This is a genomic window from Reyranella sp. (assembly GCF_965229815.1).
GTDB lineage: Bacteria > Pseudomonadota > Alphaproteobacteria > Reyranellales > Reyranellaceae > Reyranella.
Genome location: NZ_CBDDJN010000006.1, coordinates 1,143,735 through 1,162,155 on the forward strand (window position 1 = coordinate 1,143,735; position 18,421 = coordinate 1,162,155).

Consider the following 18,421-nt stretch of genomic DNA (forward strand, 5'->3'; position numbering starts at 1 on the left):
TGGAGGAGCCGGGCGGCGATCCCTCGCCGCCCGCTCCCGGTCGCTCAGGACTTGGCGGCGTCGGCCGCCAGGTGCTTCAGGATCACCGGGCGGAAGCCCTGGAACCAGTCCTTGGTCTTCACCATCTTGCCGCCCTTGACGGTCCAGATCTGCACCCAGCCGCCGCCCTCGTGGTCGGCCGGCGTGATCTCCATCGGCGGCACCAGGCCGCCCAGCGTGAAGCCCTTGACCGATTCCATGCCCTTCTTGACCTCCTCCGAGGTCGGCATGGCACCGCCCTTGGCCTTCACCGCGTTGCGGAAGGCTTCGGCATGCAGGGCCGCGATGAGCACGCCGCGATTGTAGAGCACGGTCGACTCCATCTCCTTGGGCAGCGGCTTGCCCTCGGCCTTGTACATGGCCTGGATGTCCTTGATCACCGGGAAGTCCTTGCCGACGCCGGCGAACTGGATGGTGTTGTAGCCCTCGGCGACGCCCATGCCGCCGGCGGCGATGATGTCGGCCTCGGAACTGGCCCACACGAAGCCGACCACCTTGCTGAGCGGGAAGCCCTTGCCCTTCAGCTCCTTGATCAGCACCGACGGCGCGCGACCGAACAGGTGGGCGATGATGAAGTCCGGCTTGAACCGGGCAGTGATGTCGAGCACCTGCGCGCCCATCTCGAGGCCGGGCGCCGGCACCGCGAAGGACCGCATCTCGAAGCCCTCGGCCTTGGCGAGGTCCTCGAGGATCGGCAGCGGCTCCTTGCCTGCCGGGTTGTCGTAGAAGATGTAGGCGATCTTCTTGCCCTTGAGGTTGCCGCCCAGCTTCTCCTTGGCGAACTGGACCGCCGCGCCAGCCTGCGACCAGTAGCTGGCCGCGATCGGGAAGGTATAGGGATAGCGCTTGCCGTCGGCCGCAGATGCCGTGCCGAAGCCCGGCGAGGTGCCGAGCATCTTGTCTTCCTCGAGCTTCTTGTTCAGCGCCGCGGTCTGCGGCGTGCCGTAGAGGCCCTCGAGCACGGCGCCTTCCTTCTTGAAGCGCTCGTGCGCCTCGATGGCCGGCGGCACCTTGTACTCGTTGTCGATCTCGAGGACCTTGACCTTGTAGCCTTCGATCCCGCCCTTGCTGTTCAGCAGGGCGATATAGTCGTGATACCCGGGACACAGGACCGTCCCGACCGTCGCGGTCGGGCCGGTGCGATCGCACTGGAGGCCGAACACGACCTCCTTCTGGGCGAAGGCCTGGCCCGCGCCGAACGCCAGGGTCGCGGTCGTTGCCGCCACACCCAGCAGACTCCTAACGAACCTCGTCATGGGTTCCTCCCTTTTGCAGCGATGCCCCTCTAGTAGGAGAAGGGCCACACCCGGAAATAGCTCCGGATATTCCTCCACAGGCGGTTGAGCCCCTCGGGCTCGACGATGAGAAAGAAGATGATGAGGGCGCCGAACACGCCGAGCTTCAGCCCGGAGATGACGTTGGCCATCTCCGACTGGGTGAAGAACAGTGCGCCCACGCTCTCCATGAAGATGCGGATGACGATCGGCAGCAGGGTGACGAAGATGGCGCCGAAGATGGTTCCCAGCACCGAGCCCAGGCCGCCGATGATGATCATCGCGAGATAGTCGATCGAGACGATGAGCTGGAACTGCTCGTAGTTGGCGATGCCGAAATAGTAGGTGTAGAGCACGCCGCAGACGCCGGCATAGAAGGACGAGACGGCGAAGGCCAGCAGCTTGTAGCGGAAGATGTTGATGCCGATGATCTCGGCGGCGATGTCCTGGTCGCGTACCGCCACGAAGGCGCGGCCGACGCGGCTGCGCACCAGGTTCAGCGTCGCCACGATCGCCAGCACGGCGAAGAAGAGCAGGAAGAAGTAGAGCCGGCCCTGGGTGTCGAAGCTGAAGCCGAACAGGCTCGGCCGGTCGACCTCGATCGAGGCCTGGGCGCCGCCCGAGATCGCCGGCACGCGGTTGATCGTCCACTCGATGATGAGCTGGCCGGCCAGGGTGGCGATGGCGAGGTAGAGGCCCTTGATCCGCAGGCTGGGAATGCCGACGACGACGCCGATCAGCGCCGCCATCAGGCCGCCGGCCGGCAGGGTCAGCCAGAACGGCAGGTCGAGCTTCACCGCGAGGTTGGCGGCCGTGTAGGCGCCGACCGACATGAAGGCGCCGTGCCCGATCGAGATCTGGCCGGTGTAGCCCACCAGCACGTTCAGCCCGAGGGCGCCGACGATGGCGATGAAGATCAGGTTCAGGATCGACAGGTAGTATTCGTGGACGAGGAGCGGGATCACCGCCACGAACAGCACCGCGAGGCCGATCATCGTCCAGCGCGCGACCGGCAGCGGATAGAGCGCCATGTCGGCGGCGTAGGTGGTCTTGAAGACCCCGGATTCGCGATGGAACATCTAGCACCCGATCCGTTCTTCGCTCCTCTCCCCCGCTCGGGGGAGAGGATGGGAGAGGGGAAAGCGCCGTGCGCCGCCCCCTCTCCTCACCTCTCCCCCTTGCGGGGGAGAGGAACATGAGTCGACCCGCATCGTCACACCCGCTCGATCTTGCGCTTGCCGAAGATGCCGTAGGGCCTGACCATCAGGACCAGGATCATCAGGACGTAGGGGGCGAAATCCTTGGTGCCGCCGCCGACATAGGGGTCGAGATAGCCGGCGGCCATGCTCTCGACGATGCCGACGATCAGCCCGCCGACCAGCGCGCCGCCGATCGAATCGAGGCCGCCCAGGATGACGACCGGGAAGACCTTCAGGCCGACCAGGGCGAGCTGCACGTCGACTCCCAGCATGGCGCCCCACACCACGCCGCCCAGCGCCGAGACGATGCCCGCCATCGCCCAGGCGATGGCGAAGTAGCGCTCGACGTTGATGCCCATCGCCTGCGCCACCTGCTGGTTGTCGGCGACGGCGCGCATGGCCACGCCCATCCGGCTCTTCTTGAAGAACCAGCTGAAGGCCACGAAAAGCAGCACCGCCACGAGGGCCCCCAGCGCCTGGATGGGCGGCAGGGCCGCCGGCCCGATCACGATCGGTTCGTCACCGATCGGCAGCGGCAGCGCGCGCGTCTCGCTCCCGAACAAGAGGGGGCCGAGCCCGCGCAGCATGGCCGCGAGCCCGATGGTCGCCATGATGACCGCAACGACCGGCCTTCCGAGCAGCGGCCGCAGGACCACCTTCTCGAGACCGAAGCCGAAGCCGATCATCACGAGCAGGACGACGACGATCGCGGCCACCAGCGGGGCTTCGGCGCCCAGCACGGTGACGACGATCAGGCCGGCCAGCATGACGAACTCGCCCTGGGCGAAGTTGATCGCGTCGGTCGCCTTGTAGACGAGCACGAAACCCAGCGCGATCAGCGCATACATCAGGCCGATCGACGCACCACTCAGAAGCAGGGCGAAAGCGAACTCGAGATCCTCGGACATCACCGCTCCTTGAAGGACAAGCAACGCGGGACGCGGACGCGACTCTGCTCAGGACATGCTAGGCAGCCTTCAGGGCGGGCTCCTTCGATGTGCAGCCATGGATGGCGATGGTCGAATCCAGCGTCGACTTGCGGCCATCCTCGAAGGTGATCTCGACCGTGACGTCGGCCGATGCGGCGCCACCATAGAAGGCCTCGATGACGCTGGCATACTTCTCGGCAACGAAGCGGCGGCGCACCTTGCGCGTACGGGTCATCTCCGCATCGTCGGCTTCGAGTTCCTTGTTCAGCAGCAGGTAGCGCTTGACCTGCTGCACGTCGGGCAGGCCGGCATTGGCCTTGGCGATCTCCTCGCCAATCAGGTCGGCGACCTCGGGCTTGCGGCTGAGATCCATGAAGCTCGTATAGGCGAGCCCGCGCCGCTCGGCCCAGGTCCCGACGGTCTGCATGTCGATGGCGATCATGGCGGCGACGAACGACCGGCGGTCGCCGAAGGCCACGGCCTCGCGGATGAAGGGGCTGAACTTCAGCTTGTTCTCGATGAACTGCGGCGCGAAGGCGCTGCCGTCCGCCAGCTTCCCGACGTCCTTGGCGCGGTCGATGATGACGAGGTGCCCCTGCTTGTCGAAGAAGCCGGCATCGCCCGTGCGCAGCCAGCCTTCGGCGGTGACCGTCTCGCGGGTCGCCTCCTCCTGCTTGAAGTAGCCGCGGAAGACGTTCGGTCCCTTCAGCAGCACCTCGCCGCGCTCGTCGATGCGGACCTCGATGCGCGGGATCGGCCGGCCGACCGTGTTCGGGTTGGCTTCAGCATCGGCCTGGCAGGCGATCAGCGCCGAGGCTTCGGTCGCGCCGTAGACCTGCTTGAGGTTGATGCCGAAGGACCGGAAGAAGCGGTAGGTGTCCGGCCCCAGCGGCGCGCCGCCCGTATAGCACCAGCGGGCGCGGCGAAGGCCGAGCTGGTCGCGCACCGGCCCGTAGACCAGGAACTCGCCCACGGCCAGTCCGAGCCGTTCGCCCGGCGACAGCGGCTTGCCGTCCGTGCGCTTGAGCTCGCAGCGCTCGGCCAGCGCACGGAAATAGCCGAACACGCGCCGCTTCAGCGGCGAGGCGTCGTTGCTCCTGACCTGCACCACGGTGAGCATGTTCTCCCAGATCCGCGGCGGCGCCAGGATGGCGTCCGGCCCCAGCTCGCGCAGGTCGCGCTGCACAGTCTCGGGATTCTCGGGGCAGTTGGCCGTGAGCCGGGCGACCAGCGCCATGCCCAGCGTGAACGCCGCGTCGCCGACCCAGGCCATCGGCAGGTAGGACAACCAGTTGTCCCCGGTCTTGACGTCGTTCACCTCGAGGAAGGCCTCGGCGGTCGCGATCATGTTGCGATGGCTCAGCATCACGCCCTTGGGCCTGCCGGTGGTCCCCGACGTGTAGGCGATCATGGCGATGTCGTCGGCCTGGCCGCGCGCCATCTCGGCGGCGTGGACGTCGGGGTTGGCCTCCGCAAACCGCCGCCCCTCCTCCCGCACGCTGTCGAACGAGCGCAGCATGGGATCGTCGTAGGAGGACAGGCCGCGCGCATCGTCGTAGACGATCCAGCGCAGGCTGGGCAGCCGGTCCTTCAGCGACAGTGCCTTGTCGACCTGCTCCTGGTCCTCGGCGACGATGACCGACGTCTCCGCATGGTTCAGCACGTAGACCAGTTCCTCGGCGATCGAATCCTGGTAGACCGGCACCGACACGCCACCCAGGAGCTGGGCCGCGAGCTGGGCGAAATAGAGCTGCGGGCGGTTGTCCCCGATCACCGAGAGCTTGTCGCCGCGGCCGAAGCCCAGCGTCGCGAGACCGAGCGCAAAGTCGCGCACGCTGTCGCGATAGTCGCGCCAGGAATAGGTCTGCCAGACGCCGCGCGTCTTCTCGCGCATGCCCGGCCCGCGCGGGTCCTGCGCCGCGTTCCGCTCGAGGAGCTGCGGCAGGGTCGCCGTGTCAGGCTGGTCCGCGAGACTCATGTCCGTCCCCCACCCTTGCTGGTGCCGAGATAGGCCTCGATCACGGCCGGATCGCGCTGGACCTCCTCCGGCGTGCCGGCCGCGATCCTTCGCCCGCGATCGAGCACGACCACGCTGTCGGAGATATCCATCACCACGCCCATGTCGTGCTCGATCAGGACCACGGTGACGCCGCGCTCCTGGTTCACGTCCAGGATGTAGCGGGCCATGTCCTCCTTCTCGTCCTGGTTCATCCCGCCCATCGGCTCGTCGAGCAGGAGCACCTTCGGATCGAGGGCCAGTGCCCGGCCGAGCTCGACCCGCTTGCGCAAGCCATAGGCCAGGGCCGCCGTCGGCTGCTTGCGCAGGTCCTGGAGCTTCAGGAACTCGATGATCTCCTCGCAGGCCTCGCGATGGGCGATGTCCTCCTTCTGCGCCAGGCCCCAGTAGACGACGCTGGCCAGCACGCCCGCCTTCATGCGCACGTGGCGGCCCAGCATCAGGTTGTCGAGGACGGTGAGGCCGCTGAACAGCGCGATGTTCTGGAACGTGCGGGCGATCCCGAGCTGGGCGATGTCGCTCGGCTTGCGCTGGGTGATGTCCTGCCCCTCGAGCGCGATGCGTCCCGTGTCCGGCCGGTAGAAGCCCGAGATCATGTTCAGGAGCGAGGTCTTGCCGGCGCCGTTGGGCCCGATGATGGACACGATGGCGCCGCGCGGCACGTCCAGCGACACGTCCTGCACCGCGACGACGCCGCCGAAGCGCTTGGACAGTCCCTGCACGACAAGCTGGTGTTCGGCCATGGGCGCGTCGACGCGCCGGGCGGAATCGCCCTTCATGAACCCTCCCTAAACTCAGCCTCACTTTGCTTATAATTGGGAGGCATCATGCAAGGTCCGCTGGGCGAACGCAACCGATCTGGCCTACACTCCGCCCGTACCAGCCGGGGAGTAACCATGCCGCGCCACGTCGTCTGCCTGACCTTCGACCACGACCACATGTCCGGCTTCATCGCCCGCGGCCTCACGACCCCCACGGCGATCTCGCGCGGCGAGTACGACATGGTCGTGATCCCGCGCCTGGTCGCGCTGCTGGACCGCTACGGCATCAAGGGAACGTTCTTCACGCCGGGGCATACGATCGACAGCTCGCCCCAGGCGGTGATGCCGTACATCGAGGCCGGCCACGAGCTCGCCCATCACGGCTGGACCCATCGCCTCCCGGTGACGATGTCGCGCGAGGAGGAGGAAGAGGAGATCGTCCGCGGCAACGAGTCGATCAAGCGCATCAGCGGCAAGGCCGCCCGCGGCTACCGCTCGCCCGCCTGGGACCTGTCTCCGAACTCGATCGAGCTGCTGCTGAAGCACGGCATCCAGTACGACAGCTCGCTGATGGGCCACGACTACGACTGCTACTGGGCCCGCCAGGGCGACACGGTCGAGCTGATGAAGCCCTTCGTGCGCGGCCGCGAGACCACGCTGCTCGAGATGCCGATCTCCTGGTCGCTCGACGACTTCCCGCACTTCGAATACATGCGCCTGCCCAACGGCTCGGTCATGCCCGGTCTCATGAACGCCAACGGCGTGCTCGAGAACTTCGTCGACGACTACACCTACATGACGCGGGTGCAGCCCGACTTCGGCATCCTGACCTACACCTTCCACCCGCACGTGATCGGCCGCGGCCACCGCATGATGATGCTGGAGCGCCTGATCCAGAAGCTCATGGAAGGCGGTGCGGTGTTCATGACCATGGAAGCCGCCATGGGCGAATGGCTGGCGCGCCGGCAATCGGATCGCAAGCAAGCGGCGGAGTGATCGTAGCGCCGGTATCGCCCTAGCTAGCGCTCGGCGTTCACCAGCCGATAGACACCGCGCTCGAAAGCGTCGCAGACGGCCAACGCCTTGGCGTCGGCAAACGGCAGGTACTGCATCATGATGACGCCCGCGATGCCGCGCGCGTCATCGATCCAGAAGTACGTGTTGTTGATGCCGCCCCAGCTCAGGCTGCCCGGCGAGCGCTTGCCGGGAACCTGATCGACGGTGATGAGGAAGCCCAGCCCCCACTTGTCGCGACCGTCCGCAATGAAGGTGAAATCGGCGCTGCGCGGCAAGGCGGACCTGTGCGCAGGCACCGCGAGGTCGCCGATGTGGTTCTGCCCCATCAGGGTCACGGTCCCGGCCTCGAGCACGCGCACGCCGTCCAGGGCGCCGCCGTTCAGCAGCATGCGCACGAAGCGCCCGTAGTCGCCGACCGTAGAGGCGAGCCCGCCGCCACCGATCGGCGCCGCAATGGCAAGGGGAGGTTGCGGCGTCTGCCGCTCGATCGCACCGTCCATGCGGTCGCCGGCCCGCTGTTGCTGGGCGACGAGCCGCGGCCCCTTCGCCTCCGGCACGCTGTAGGACGTGTCGTCCATCCCGAGCGGGGCAAAGATGCTCTGGCGGAAATAATCCTCGAGCTTCTGGCCGGACACGACCTCGACCAGCCGGCCGACGACATCGGTGCTGGTGCTGTAGTACCAGCGCTCGCCCGGATCGAACAGCAGCGGTCCGCCGAACGGATAGGTCTCGCCGGCGCGCGGCTTGAAATCGCGCCAGACCGCGCTGGTGAAGGGATAGGCCAATCCCGACGTGTGGGTCAGGAAATGTCTGACCGTCGCCGGTCGCGATGCAGGGCGGAGGCGGTAGGCGCCGGTCGCAGCATCGAACGATTCGAAGACCTGCAGCCCCGCGAGCTCCGGCAGGTACTTTTCGGCCGGGTCGTCGAGGCCGATCCGCCCCCGCTCCACGAGCTGCATCAACGCCACGGACGTGATCGGCTTCGTCATCGAGGCGATCCGAAACAGCGCGTCGATTGCCAGCGGACGCCCGGTCTCGACGTCCGCTACGCCGAACGCACCCTGGTAAAGCACGCGTTCGCGATCGGTGACCAGCGCGACAACGCCCGGCACGTCCTTGCGCGCTATCGCGCCCTGCAAGCTGGCATCCAGCGCCGCGGCTTCCGCCGAATCTCTTGTCTTCATGGCATCATTCACCACAGCATCCACTCGCATCCTCAGTTTGCAGGGACCTCGCGCGCTACCGCTCCGGGCCTCGCGCCGTCCGCACCGCCCGGCAGATCGTCACCATCTTGCCGATCGCATGGTCGAGGAAGGAGGCGACCGCCGTCTCGATCTCGCGGGCGGCCGTCGGGCGGTCGGCGGCGATGGCCCGGGCGAGCACGCGGGAGCGTTCCCAGGCGCCTTCGCGGTTGGCCACGATCGCCCGTCCGAGCGTGCCGTCCTCGTGAAGCGGCGCCAGCACAGGCTCGAGCCTCGCCAGGAAGTCCGGCGCGTGCGCCAGATGGCGGTACATGCTGGCCAGGATCAGGGGCCGGCTGGTGTCGCCGAAACGGTTGAGCCGCAGCACGCGCTGCCAGGTCTCGGGCGCCACGTCGGCCTCCGAGGCCAGCCTGGGCAGTTCGACGTCGGGCGCCGGCAGCCGTTCGCCCTCCTCCGGCCGCCCGTCCAGCGCGGCCTCGTCGCGCAGCCAGGCCGCCAGCGCCCCCAGCGCGAAGAGGTTGATCGTGTTGGAATGGTCGTAGCTCGCCAGCACGGCTTCGACGCTGGCCGGCTCGTCGCCCGCCAGGGACGCCACCTTCGGCACGATCATGGCGCCGCGGAAGCGGAGCGCCGCCCGGTCGGCCATGCCGCGCAGGTAGAGCGGCTTCACCGCGGCCCAGGCCCAGGGCAGCGCGCCGTCGAACGTGGCCAGATGGCGCCAGACCAGGTTGACGACGCGGACGCCCACGGTGGCGCGGATGTCGGCGAACAGCGCCGCGGTCTCGCCCGTCGCTGCCGCCTCGGTGATGGCCGGGAACGGATCGCTCACGGCTGGCTCATGGGCCGGTCACTCGGCACCCTGCTTGGACTCCTGGCCCAGGACGGTGAAGAAGGAGGCGGATTTCGGCTGCCTCGGCAGCTCGACCAGCCCCTCGGTCAGCCGGGCGAACCGCGCTTCCTCGCCCCGCACGATGCGGCCCTCGTTGAGGCTCGGCATCGGGTTGCGGGCGATCGGCACGGCGTCGGCCGCCGTGTAGACGCAGATGTAGAGGCCGCGCGCCTTGTCGGCGCTGTTGGCGGCCGAGCCGTGCAGCAGCCTGGTGTGCATCAGGCAGACGCTGCCCGCCTTGCCGAGGCAGGGCACCGACTGCGCCAGCGCCGCCTTCTCCTCCGCCGGCGCGACGCCGCCGGTGAAGCGCTCGCCGTCGAACAGCGAGAGCATCGGCCCCTTGTGCGAGCCCGGCACGACGGTCAGGCAGCCGTTGGTCTCGTCGATGTCGTCGAGGAACAGGAGCGCCGTCACGACGTCGGAATTGGTGTGCGGCGTGTAGGCGAAGTCCTGGTGGTAGGCCACCTCGGTGCGGGCGCCCGAAAGCTTGAGGTTGATCTTGCAGTGGTGGAACTTGACGTCCGGCCCGATCAGGTCGGCGACCATGTCGACGGTCCGCGCGTCGAGCATGACCTCGCGATAGGCCTCGGAAATGTCCGACGGATTGTTGATGCGCCGCAGCGCCGGCCGGGCGGCGCTGTGCTCGCTGCCCATGTCGAAGCGCGGCCGGCCGTCGACGGTCGGCGGGCCGAACGGCGTACTGTGCGCCCGGCTCTCCTCGACCCATTTGTCGATCTCGGCCCTGAGCGCGGCGAGCTGGGCCGGGGTCACGGCATCCTCGACCATGAGAAAGCCGTCGCGCCAGAAGGCGTCGATCTGCTCGGGGCTGAGAACGGGCATGGTCGATCTCCCTCATCGGACCGCGGGCCTCCAGGCCCGCGTTCATGAGCGGGCCTGGAGGCCCGCGGTCCCCTGACTACCGTCCCTTGAACTGCGGCCGGCGCTTTTCCATGAAGGCGCGGCGGCCCTCGACATAGTCCTCGGAGGCGAAGCATTCCTGCACCAGCGCCGAGGTGCGGGCGAAATCCGGCTTGCCGTCGAGCCGCGTCAGCTCCTCGATCGTGCGCTTGGCGGCATGCATGGTGAGCGGCGCGTTCTCGCCGATCAGCTTGCAGTAGTTGTCGACATAGGCGTCGAGCTCGGCATCGGGCACGACCCGGTTGAGCAGGCCCATGCCCAGCGCCTCCTCCGGGCTGAAATGCCGGGCGGTGAAGAAGATCTCCTTGGCATAGGCCGGCCCGACGAGGTTCATCAGGTTGTGCAGCCCGGCCGCGCGATAGCCCAGGCCGAGGCGCGCCGCGGGCACGCCGAACTTCGACTTGTCGGAGGCGATGCGGATGTCGCAGGTCAGCGACACGGCCAGCCCGCCGCCGATGCAATAGCCGCGGATGCGGGCGATCGTCGGCTTCGCGCACCTGGTCAGGCGGGCGTTGGCGATCTCGCCGATCTTGTCGTAGTAGGCGACCTGCTCGGGCGTCGAGCGCGCCTTCTCGAATTCCGAGATGTCGGCGCCCGACACGAAGGCCTTGTCGCCGGCGCCGGTCACGACGACGACGCGGATGGCAGGGTCCTTCTCGAAATCGTCGAGGATGACCGGGATCGCCTCCCACATGTCGGTCGAGGTGGCATTGTGCTTGGCCGGCTTGTTGAAGATGAGCTTTCCGACCGAGCCGTGCTTCTCGGCGATCATGTTCGGCGTGGGACTGGTCATGTTACTCTCCTGCCGGGGGCGCGCCACTCCAGTGGCGCGCTCATTCGTTGAGGCAGCAAAGACGCGCCACTGGAGTGGCGCGCCCCCAGCGCTAGATGACGCCGCGCTGCTTGAAGCTCGCGATCGCGGCGGCGTCGAAGCCCGCCTCCTTCAGCACCTCCTCGGTGTGCTCGCCCTGCTCGGGCGTGGCGGTGCGCATCTCGAAGGGCGTGCGGCTCATGTTGATCGCCTGGCCGATCAGCTCGATCGGGCCGAGCTTGGGCGAGGTCACCGGATGCGCCATCTTCAGGTGCCTGACCTGCGGATCGGCGAACATCTCGTCCATCTTGTAGATCGGCCCGGCCGGCACGCCGGCCTTGTTGAGCTTCTCGACCAGCTCGGCGCTGCCGTAGGCGCCGACCCGCTTCTCGATCTCGGCGTTCAGCAGGTCGCGGTTGGCGCGCCGCGCCTTGTCGGTCGAGAACTTCTCGTCCGTCATCAGCTCGGGCGCGGCGATGCACTCGCAGAAGCGCTTGTAGATGTGACCGCCCGAGGCCGCGATGTTGATGTAGCCGTCCTTCGTCTTGAAGACGCCGGTCGGGATCGAGGTCGGATGGTTGTTGCCGGCCTGGCCCGGCACGTCCTTGGCGATGGTCCAGCGCGCGGCCTGGAAGTCGCACATCGAGATCATGGCCTGCAGCAGAGAGCTCGACACCCACTGGCCCTGGCCCGAGGTCTCGCGCTCGAGCAGCGCGATCAGGATGCCGATGGCGCAGTGCAGGCCGGCGCCGACGTCGGCGACGGCGATGCCGGCGCGCACCGGCCCCTGCCCCTCCATGCCGGTCACCCACATCAGGCCGCCCATGCCCTGGGCGATCTGGTCGAAGCCGGCCCGCTCGGCATAGGGCCCGTCCTGGCCGAAGCCGGAGATCGAGCCCAGCACGATGCGCGGGTTCACCTTCTTCAGGCTCTCGTAGTCGATGCCCAGCCGGAACTTCACGTCGGCGCGGTAGTTCTCGACCACCACGTCGGCCTTCTCGACCAGCTTCATGAAGACGGCCTTGCCGTCCGGCTCCTTGAGGTTGAGCGTGATCGACCGCTTGTTGCGGTGGAGGTTCTGGAAATCGGGCCCGTGGCGCGGCCCGCCCATGTCCATGTCGCCGGCGCCCGGCGGCATCTCGACCTTGATGCAGTCGGCGCCCCAGTCGGCGAGGTAGCGGACGGCCGTCGGGCCGGCGCGCACCCGGGTCAGGTCGAGGACGGTGAAGCGGGAAAGCGGTCCGGCGGTCATGGCTACTCTCTGGAAAAGGCGACTATTCTACCCGTACCATGGCGGCCGGATCGATCTCCAGCCAGACACGGTTGCCGACATCGAAGACGACGGTGGGGGCGGTCGACACGCGCAGCGCCTTGTCGCCGCCCAGCGGCCGGACCTGATAGTCCCAGTATTCGCCGAGATAGGAGCGGTCGGTCACCTCGGCCTCGACCGCCAGCGCGCCGCCATTGGGCCGGGTGGCGCCAAGGCCGATCGCCTGCGGCCGCAGGGAATAGAGAAGCCCGCCCGAGCCGCCCGCCCCCTCGAGCCGGGCCGCGGCGGCCGTGAAGCCGTCGAACCGGACGTCGCTGCCCTGCCGAGCGCCCTCGAGGAAGTTGGTGCGGCCGATGAAGCCCGCCACGAAGCGGCTCTTCGGCCTTGCATAGAGCTTGTGCGGCGCATCGACCTGCTCGATGCGGCCCTTGTTCATGACCACGATGCGGTCGGAGGTCACCATGGCCTCGGACTGGTCGTGGGTGACATAGACGGTGGTGATCTTGAACTCGTCGTGCAGGCGGCGGATCTCGAACCGCATCTCCTCGCGCAGGTTGGCGTCGAGGTTGGAAAGCGGCTCGTCGAGCAGCAGGACCTCGGGCTCGACCACGATGGCCCGCGCCAGCGCCACGCGCTGCTGCTGCCCGCCCGACAGCTCGGCGGGGTAGCGGCCCTTGAGGCCGCGCATCTGCACGATGTCGAGGATGGCGTCGACCTTGCGGTCGATCTCGGCGCGCGGCAGGCGGCGGACCTGCAGGCCGAAGCCGACATTCTCGCCGACCGTCATGTTCGGCCAGATGGCGTAGCTCTGGAAGATCATCGACATGCGCCGCTTCTCCGGCGGCACCACGCCCGACGGCGACGAGATCGTCTCGCCGTCCATCTCGATCGTGCCGGCCGACGGCGGCGCGAAGCCGGCGATCATGCGCAGCGTCGTGGTCTTGCCGCAGCCCGACGGGCCGAGCAGCGACACGAACTCGCCGGGCACCATCTCCAGCGAGAAGTCGGCGACCGCCTCGACCGCGCCGTAGCGGCGCGCGACGTTCCTCAGGACGAGCTTGCTCATGTCGCGTTACGCCTCAGCATGAAGTCACGGCCCAGCGCCTTCATCCCGATCCACAGCAGCGGCAGGGTCAGGACCTGGAGGATGAGGGCCAGCGCGGCGAGGTACTCGAAATTCCCCTCCTCGCTCATGTCGAAGATCATGACCGACGCCACCTTGGTGTTGGGACCGTACAGGAAGATCGCCGCCGACAGCTCGCGCGTCGCCGGGATGAAGATCAGCAGCCAGGCGCCGAGCAGGCTGCGCTTCAGGAGCGGCGCCACCACGCGCCGCAGCGCCGTCAGCCGGCTGCCGCCGAGAACGCGCACCGCCTCCTCCATCTCGGGATTGAGGCTGCGCAGGGCGGCGCTGGCGTTGACGTAGCCGATCGGCAGGAAGCGCGTGGTGAAGGCGAGGATCAGGATCAGGGCGGTGCCGTAAAGGGCGAGCGGCGGCGGGGCATAGGCGGCATAGAAGCCGATCGCCAGGACGATGCCCGGAATCACGAACGGCGCCATGCACAGGAAGCCCAGCACGCCGCCGAACGGCACCAGCCGGCGGGTGACGATGTAGGCGACGCCGAGCGTCAGGATCACCACGGCGGTGGCGCTGGCGGCGCCGTAGAGGAAGCTGTTCACCACCGACTGCGCGGCCGTCGCATGCTCGAACAGCACGAAGTGGAAGTTGCGCCAGGTGATGTTGTCGAGCGAGAAGCCGCGTCCCCACGCCTTGGCGAACGCCGCCTGGAGCAGGAACAGGTAGGGCAGGAAGACCGACAGGGCGGCCACGAACATGGCGTAGCCGAACATCGCCCAGCGCCAGCCGCCGAGGTTGATCGGCCGCCGCTCGCCGCCCTTGCCGGTGAGGGCGACGAAGCCCTTGCGCCGGGTCATCAGCCGCTGGAGCAGGATCAGGATGACCGTGACGCCGAGCAGCGGCATGGCGTAGGCAGCCGCCACCTCGACTCTCACCGGGTTGCCGAAGAACTGGAAGAGCTGTGTGGTCACCACGTTGAAGCGGGCCGGGATGGCGATCATGGCCGGCGAGCCGAACAGGGCGATGGCTTCCAGGAAGGAGATGATCAGGCCGCCCAGGATGGCCGGCAGGGCGAGCGGCAGGGTGACGCGCCGCATGGTGCGCCAGGCGCCGGCGCCCAGGATGTTGGCCGCATCCTCCATCTCCGACGACACCAGCTCGAGCGCCGCGGTGGTGAAGATGAAGATGTAGGGGAAGGAATAGAGCGCGATGACCAGCGCCAGGCCGGGGAAGCTGTAGATGTCGAACGGCCCCGCCTCGGCGCCGGTCACCAGCTTGAAGAACCGGTTCAGCCAGCCGGCATTGGGGCCGGCCAGCAGGATCCAGGCGACCGCGCCCGTATAGGGCGGCGTGATGAAGGTCGCGAGCACCAGGATGCGGGTGAGCCCGCGGCCCGGCATGTCGGTGCGGGCGACCGCCCAGGCCAGCGGGATGGCGAACAGGCCCGCCAGCACGGCGGCGGCGGCGCCGAGCTTCAGCGAGTTGACCAGCGCCGCGACGTAGCGCGACCGGCCGTAGGCCGCCGCGTAGTTCCCGAGCGTGAACTCGCCCGTGCGCTCGGCCGTGAAGCTGGTGACGACGAGGTAGACGAACGGGCTCACCACCAGGAACAGCAGGATCGCGATGATGGCGATCCAGATCAGCCAGGTGGAATCGAAGGCGAAGGCCCGGCGCGGCGCGCCGGGCGTGGCGAGCGCGGGTGCGGCGACGGTCATCGTGCGATCGCTGTCATCCCGAGGCCACGGGCCGAGGGACCTTTCCGTATCGGCAAAGGTCCCTCGCTACGCTCGGGATGACACTGTCCCCGCACCATCGATCGACCTCAGTTCCCGAACGTGTCGCGCCATTGCTCGATCACTTCGGGGATGCCCTTGTCGATCTCGGCGGTGGTCGGACGGATCGTCTTGACCTCGCTGATCGGCTTGGCGCCGGCCGGCGACGGGACTTCGGGGCGCAGCGGGATGGCGAAGTGCTTGGCGTTGATCTTCGCCGCCTCGACCGAATACAGGTACTCCATGAAGAGCTTGGCGGCGTTGGGATGCTTGGTGCCCTTCATGATCGCCGACGGGGCGATGATGAGCACGGAGCCGTCGGTCGGATAGGAGACCGCGAGCGGGTTGCCGCGGGCCGCGCTGAACAGGGTCGACCCCTCGGCGCCGGCGGCGACCTGCCGCTCCCCGGCGTTGAGCGCCGTCACCGTGTCGTTGATCGAGCGGCCGATCTGCGGCTTGTTCTTTTCCAGCTTCTCGAAGTAGTCCCAGCCATAGAGCTTCTTCATCATCAGGACCCAGGTCCCGACATAGCCCGAGAAACCGGGATGACCGGTCGAGACCTTGCCCTTCCATTTGATGTCGAGCAGGTCCTGCCACTTCTTGGGCGCGTCCTCGGGCTTCACCTTGGACGAATTGTAGGTGATCACGACCAGGCCGGCCGAGGTGGTGTGGTAGTAGCCGCCGGGATCGAAGTTCCGGAAGGCCGGAACGATCTTCGACTCGCTCTCCGGCGTGAACTTCTCGAACTTGCCCTCGGCGGCGAGCCGCACATAGTGGCCGACGTCGGTCGACGAGAAGACGTCGCAGATCGCCTGGTTGTTCTTGATGTCCTGCAGCAGGCGCTGATAGGCGACCTGCGCCGTCGTGCGCACGACGTTGACCTTGACGCCGTACATCTCCGTGAAGCCGCGGCCCAGTTCCTCGGCGCCCTCGGACGTATAGTGGGCGACGTACCAGGTGAGCTCGCCCTCCTTCTTGGCGCCCTCCTCCAGGGCTTTCATGTCGGCGTGAGCCGCCGGAGCCAGGGCCAGTACCGCCAGGACGGCAAGGCTCGCCAACCGCTTCATCAGTTCCTCCCTTACATGGACACGCTTGTCGTTGGCGGCGATACGATCACACGAACAACCGCGCTACAAGCGCAGACCACGTGAACCCGCGCATGACGAAAGACAAATCCGCCAGTTGGGCCGCCTACTACGACAAGCTGCGCGATCGGCCGCCGCGGCGCACCCTGCTGGCGGCGCTCGATGCGTTCGGCGAGACACCCCCCGATGCGCTCGCGCTCGACCTCGGCTGCGGCGACGGCCGGGACGTGATCGAGATGCTGCGCCGCGGCTGGCGAGTCGTGGCCGTCGATTCGGAACCGGCGGCACTCGCGCGGCTGCAGGAGCGGCCGCTGCCGCCGGATGCGGCGCTGACGCCGGTCCTCGCCCGCCTCGAGGAGGTGCCGCTGCCGCTCGGCGTCCGGCTCGTGAATTCGAGCTTCGCCATGCCGCTTTGCGAACCCGATGCCTTCCGCGCCCTGTGGGACAGGATCCGGGAAGGGCTGCCGGCCGGCGGCCGCTTCAGCGGCCAGTGGTACGGACCGAAGGACAGCTGGTTCGGCCGGCCGGGCATGACCTTCCTCGGCCGCGACGAGGCACTCGCCCTGCTCGACGGGATGCACCTCGAGATGTTCGAGGAAGAGGAAGACGACGGCGTCACGCCGCGCGGCACCGCCAAGCACTGGCACATCTTCCATATCGTTGCGCGGAAGTGATCGCGCCGTCGCGTCGCGGGAAACGTGCCCTCGCGGCCCTTGTGCAGTAGACAATGCCGCGCCGGGCGTCCGACACTCCGCCCACCCAATCGCAGGAGGCAACATGGCCACCGTTCCCGTCACCGCCGAGATCGCCCGCCGCGCCGCCGCGCTGGCCTGGAACGATCTGCCCGAGGATCTCGTCGAACGCACCAAGCAGTGCCTGCTCGACTGGTTCGCCGTCACCGTGCCGGGCGCGCAGGAGGAGCTCACCGACATCCTCGTCCGCGAGGCGCTGGAGGACGGCGCCAAGGGCCCGGCCTCGCTGGTCGGCCGCTCCGAGCGGGTGCTGCCGTCGGCCGCGACCCTGATCAACGGCGCGGCCAGCCACGCGCTCGACTACGACGACGTGAACTTCTCGATGGGCGGCCATCCGACCGTCACCGTCGTGCCCGCCCTGCTGGCGCTGGGCGAGCAGACGAAGGCCTCCGGCCGCCTGTTCGTCGAGAGCTTCGTGGCGGGCTACGAGACGTCGGGACGGGTCGGCCGCCTGGTCTCGCCCAGCCACTACCAGAAGGGCTTCCACGTCACCGGTACCGTCGGCTCCTTCGCGGCGACCGCCGCGGCGGGCCGCATGCTCGGCCTCACCGACGAGCAGCTGGCGGTCGCCTTCGGCATCGCCGCGACCCAGGCGGCCGGCCTGAAGTCCAACTTCGGCACGATGTGCAAGCCGCTCCATGCCGGCACCGCGTCTGAGCACGGGCTGCGCGCCGCCCGGCTGGCGGCCAGGGGCTTCACCGCGCGCCGCGATTCGCTGGAATGCGACCAGGGCTTCGCCTCCTCGCAGAGCGACCATCTCAACGCCGAAGCGGCGCTGGGCGAGCCGCCGCAGGGCTGGCACCTGCGCAACAACCTCTTCAAGTACCACGCCGCCTGCTACCTGACGCATGCGCCGATCGAATGCGCCAAGGAGATCCGGCTGAAGAGCAACTTCCCGCCGGAGCGCGTGCAGAAGATCCTGCTGCGCATCGATGCCGGCGCCGACAAGGTCTGCAACATCCCCGATCCGACGACCGGGCTCGAGGCCAAGTTCTCGCTGCGCCAGACGGTGGCGATGGCGCTCACGGGCGTCGACACGGCCGCCCTCGATTCCTACAACGACGCCAGCACGCAGGAGCCGCGCATGCGGACGCTGCGCGACAAGATGTCGATCGAGTTCAAGCCCAACTGGGCGCATTCGCTCGCCGAGATGGCGATCCAGCTCGACGACGGCACCACGATCGAGGCCAGCCACGATTCCGGCATCCCGTGGGCCGACGTGGCCAAGCAGCGGCGGGCGATCGAGACCAAGTTCGAGAGCCTGGTCGCGCCGGTGCTCGGCGCCGCCGGCACGCGGCGGCTGCACGATGCCATCGAGCGCATCGACTCGCTGGACGATGTCGGCGAGCTCGCGAGGGCCGCGACCAAGGGTTAGCCTGACGGAGCGCGGACCTCCAGGTCCGCTTCA

General features: G+C 68.1%; 16 protein-coding genes. 3 read left to right on the forward strand and 13 right to left on the reverse strand.

Going from position 1 to position 18,421, the window contains the following annotated elements; all coding sequences use genetic code 11:
* Nucleotides 1-44: 44 nt before the first annotated feature.
* The 5 genes from ACO073_RS16885 to ACO073_RS16905 form a co-directional block, all read right to left on the reverse strand.
* Nucleotides 45-1,295 carry an ABC transporter substrate-binding protein gene (locus ACO073_RS16885; protein WP_421998842.1) on the reverse strand — a complete coding sequence of 417 codons (1,251 nt, stop codon included), beginning with the start codon at nt 1,293-1,295 and terminating at the stop codon, nt 45-47.
* A 29-nt stretch (nt 1,296-1,324) separates the two neighbouring features.
* The gene (locus ACO073_RS16890; protein ID WP_421998843.1) at nt 1,325-2,392 is read right to left on the reverse strand and encodes a branched-chain amino acid ABC transporter permease; all 1,068 of its coding nucleotides are present in this window, start codon (nt 2,390-2,392) and stop codon (nt 1,325-1,327) included.
* 134 nt (nt 2,393-2,526) lie between these two features.
* On the reverse strand, nt 2,527-3,420 hold the full coding sequence (locus ACO073_RS16895) for a branched-chain amino acid ABC transporter permease (RefSeq protein WP_421998844.1): 894 nt from the start codon (nt 3,418-3,420) through the stop codon (nt 2,527-2,529).
* Nucleotides 3,421-3,478: 58 nt separating this feature from the next.
* Nucleotides 3,479-5,419 carry an AMP-binding protein gene (locus tag ACO073_RS16900; RefSeq protein ID WP_421998845.1) on the reverse strand — a complete coding sequence of 647 codons (1,941 nt, stop codon included), beginning with the start codon at nt 5,417-5,419 and terminating at the stop codon, nt 3,479-3,481.
* Nucleotides 5,416-6,237 (reverse strand): ABC transporter ATP-binding protein, encoded by an 822-nt coding sequence (locus tag ACO073_RS16905; RefSeq protein WP_421998846.1) that lies wholly within the window; start codon nt 6,235-6,237, stop codon nt 5,416-5,418. The genes ACO073_RS16900 and ACO073_RS16905 overlap by 4 nt, the downstream gene beginning before the upstream one ends.
* Nucleotides 6,238-6,354: 117 nt before the next feature.
* Here ACO073_RS16905 and ACO073_RS16910 point away from each other — a divergent pair, with 117 nt between their 5' ends.
* Nucleotides 6,355-7,215, forward strand: a complete 861-nt coding sequence (locus ACO073_RS16910) for a polysaccharide deacetylase family protein (RefSeq protein WP_421998847.1) — start codon at nt 6,355-6,357, stop codon at nt 7,213-7,215.
* A 23-nt stretch (nt 7,216-7,238) separates the two neighbouring features.
* On the opposite strand, the gene ACO073_RS16915 is transcribed toward ACO073_RS16910, so the two are convergent.
* The 8 genes from ACO073_RS16915 to ACO073_RS16950 all read right to left on the reverse strand — a co-directional run bounded on the left by ACO073_RS16915 (nt 7,239) and on the right by ACO073_RS16950 (nt 16,243).
* Nucleotides 7,239-8,432, reverse strand: coding sequence for a serine hydrolase domain-containing protein (locus ACO073_RS16915; protein WP_421998848.1), 1,194 nt, complete (start codon nt 8,430-8,432; stop codon nt 7,239-7,241).
* 43 nt (nt 8,433-8,475) lie between these two features.
* Complete coding sequence (locus ACO073_RS16920; RefSeq protein WP_421998849.1) at nt 8,476-9,267, reverse strand: hypothetical protein; 792 nt, start codon at nt 9,265-9,267, stop codon at nt 8,476-8,478.
* Nucleotides 9,268-9,285: 18 nt separating this feature from the next.
* A complete protein-coding gene (locus tag ACO073_RS16925) occupies nt 9,286-10,167 on the reverse strand; it encodes a phytanoyl-CoA dioxygenase family protein (protein ID WP_421998850.1) in 882 nt (293 codons plus the stop codon).
* Between the two features lie 76 nt (nt 10,168-10,243).
* Complete coding sequence (locus tag ACO073_RS16930) at nt 10,244-11,038, reverse strand: enoyl-CoA hydratase (protein ID WP_421998851.1); 795 nt, start codon at nt 11,036-11,038, stop codon at nt 10,244-10,246.
* Between the two features lie 91 nt (nt 11,039-11,129).
* Entirely contained in the window at nt 11,130-12,308 is a 1,179-nt protein-coding gene (locus tag ACO073_RS16935; protein WP_421998852.1) for a CaiB/BaiF CoA transferase family protein, read from the reverse strand.
* Nucleotides 12,309-12,330: 22 nt separating this feature from the next.
* Entirely contained in the window at nt 12,331-13,392 is a 1,062-nt protein-coding gene (locus tag ACO073_RS16940) for an ABC transporter ATP-binding protein (protein WP_421998853.1), read from the reverse strand.
* A complete protein-coding gene (locus tag ACO073_RS16945) occupies nt 13,389-15,119 on the reverse strand; it encodes an ABC transporter permease (protein WP_421998854.1) in 1,731 nt (576 codons plus the stop codon). Before ACO073_RS16945 ends, ACO073_RS16940 begins: the two co-directional genes overlap by 4 nt.
* A gap of 107 nt (nt 15,120-15,226) precedes the next feature.
* A complete protein-coding gene (locus ACO073_RS16950; RefSeq protein ID WP_421998855.1) occupies nt 15,227-16,243 on the reverse strand; it encodes an ABC transporter substrate-binding protein in 1,017 nt (338 codons plus the stop codon).
* Between the two features lie 92 nt (nt 16,244-16,335).
* Here ACO073_RS16950 and ACO073_RS16955 point away from each other — a divergent pair, with 92 nt between their 5' ends.
* Entirely contained in the window at nt 16,336-16,935 is a 600-nt protein-coding gene (locus ACO073_RS16955) for a class I SAM-dependent methyltransferase (RefSeq protein ID WP_421998856.1), read from the forward strand.
* 103 nt (nt 16,936-17,038) lie between these two features.
* Complete coding sequence (locus tag ACO073_RS16960; RefSeq protein ID WP_421998857.1) at nt 17,039-18,388, forward strand: MmgE/PrpD family protein; 1,350 nt, start codon at nt 17,039-17,041, stop codon at nt 18,386-18,388.
* The last annotated feature ends 33 nt before the right edge of the window (nt 18,389-18,421 follow it).